The sequence below is a fragment of the Flavonifractor sp. HCP28S3_F3 genome (assembly GCF_052065355.1).
GTDB lineage: Bacteria > Bacillota > Clostridia > Oscillospirales > Oscillospiraceae > Flavonifractor.
On record NZ_JBQHUF010000029.1, the window covers coordinates 1 to 2114 of the forward strand.

At 49.1% G+C, this 2114-nt stretch carries 3 protein-coding genes; all 3 read left to right on the forward strand.

Going from position 1 to position 2114, the window contains the following annotated elements; translation table 11 throughout:
* Positions 1 to 923, forward strand: a 923-nt coding sequence (locus ACTNB1_RS14755; RefSeq protein ID WP_441170532.1) for a MobA/MobL family protein, incomplete at its 5' end; no start/stop codon positions are given.
* Positions 924 to 937: 14 nt separating this feature from the next.
* On the forward strand, positions 938 to 1558 hold the full coding sequence (locus ACTNB1_RS14760; RefSeq protein ID WP_441170533.1) for a hypothetical protein: 621 nt from the start codon (positions 938 to 940) through the stop codon (positions 1556 to 1558).
* A gap of 77 nt (positions 1559 to 1635) precedes the next feature.
* A partial coding sequence (locus tag ACTNB1_RS14765; RefSeq protein ID WP_441170534.1) for a recombinase family protein occupies positions 1636 to 2114 on the forward strand: 479 nt, incomplete at its 3' end.

Sequence of the window (2114 nt, forward strand, 5' to 3'; positions counted from 1 at the left end):
CCACCACGGACTGGGGCAAACCGGAAACGCTGGAACATTGGCGGGAACAGTGGGCGGCAATGTGCAATACTCGATTTGCCGAGAAAGGGCTGGAATGCCGCATCGACCACCGCAGCTACGAGCGTCAGGGCGTGGAGCAGCTTCCTACTGTCCATGAGGGGCCGGCGATCCGCCAGATGGAGGCCAGAGGTATCCGTACTGATAAGGGCGATTTCAACCGCTGGGTGAAGGCGACTAATGCCTTGATCGGCAAGCTGAAAAAGAAAATTACGGCACTGCTTGACTGGCTGAAAGAAGTGCATGAGGAATTGAGCAAACCGCAAGCCCCAAATCTGGCGCAGCTGCTCAGCGAGTATTACACCAACCGCAGCACAGGAGCATGGAGACGGAAAGCAAAGATCGGAAATCTCAAAGAGTTCAATGAGATTTGCAATTATCTCATGCAGAACAATTTGACAACGCCGGAACAGTTGCAGGAGCGTGTATCTGCCCTGAGTGACCGCATTGACATTTTGAAAAACGATCTGCGTGGCAAATCTGACCGCATGAAGGAGTTGGAGGAACTTCTTCGCATGGTGCAGTTTTACGCCGACGGGAAGCCTGTTGCTGACAAGCTGGCAGCCATCAAGTGGAAAGGTAGGCGTGAGCAATTCATGTCTGAAAATGAAAATGCACTCCGCCTGTATCACATGGCAGAGCGCAAATTAACGCCGCATTTTAAGAATGGAAAATTGCCGGTCACTGCATGGCGCAAAGAGCATGACCGTCTGGAACAGGAATACAAGACGGGGCAAACGGAACTTTCGCCCATCTATGCGGAGGTGAAAAAACTTTTGCAGATCAAATACAAGGTAGAACAGGTCGTTCGTGCGCGGGAAAATCCCGAGCAGAACCGCAGGAAACAGCATCAGATCGACCATTAAGGAGGACTTCAAAAATGGAACTCAACTGGAAAGAGGACAATAACCTCGTAAGGAAACTTGCCAAAATACTTCTCGGAGATACGCTGCCCAATGGTGAGCCTGTAAGTTCACTCATATTGCTTGATGATACTTCACGGGCTGAATTGCAGCGGTGGGCAAATATGAGTGATGCAGAATTTGCAGCCGCACAACTCAGCGGTGATTCCATCCGCATTGATGTGGATGATGTCATCAAACAACTGGAAGAAAAATACGCCCTTAATCCACAACTGCTCGATGATTTATTTTCTGGTATTGATGCAGATGATTTGGATATTTGGGAAGAAATCAGTCAATGGGAAGATTCTGACCATGACGAACCAACGGAATATTTTTTCTCCAATCCTGACCCCTATTTCAAACCCGAACCGCTGCCGCCTGACCGCCCCAAACACAATTTCTGGTTTGACGAGACTGGACATATCCGTGTGAAAAATCCATCTGCTTTCTGGCTGCCGGAGTTCACTTTACAGCGTGAGATCGGCGGCACAATTTACACCATCATGGGCAGCTATGACGGGACAGAAACGCTGGACAGAAAGATGGAGCGCATTCTGACTGAAAAGTTTACAGAAAAGACGGAGGATGATGAATGACAAATACCGGGAATCTTGGTACAATAGAAGCAACCAATCCTGTACTGACAGTTGCCCCTTTGAAGGAGGATACAGAAATGTTACGGGCAACTGATAAAATCACCGCACTCTATTGCCGCCTCTCCCAAGAGGATGCAAACGAGGGCGACAGTAATTCCATCACCAATCAAAAGGACATCCTGCTCCGATATGCAAAAGAGCACCGTTTCCCGAATCCAACATTTTTTGTGGATGACGGATACAGCGGCACAAACTATGACCGTCCCGGATTTCAGCAGATGCTGTCAGAAATTGAGGCGGGGAAAGTGGCTGTTGTGCTGTCGAAAGACCTGTCCCGTCTGGGGCGAAATTCCTCGCTGACGGGCTTGTATATTAACTTCACTTTTCCGAAATATGGTGTGCGCTATATCGCCATCAACGACCACTTTGACACCATTGACCCCAACAGCACCGACAACGATGTTGCAGGAATCAAAAACTGGTTCAATGAGTTTTTTGCCAAGGATACCAGCCGCAAAATCCGTGCGGTACAGAAGGCCAAGGGCGAGCAGGGCAT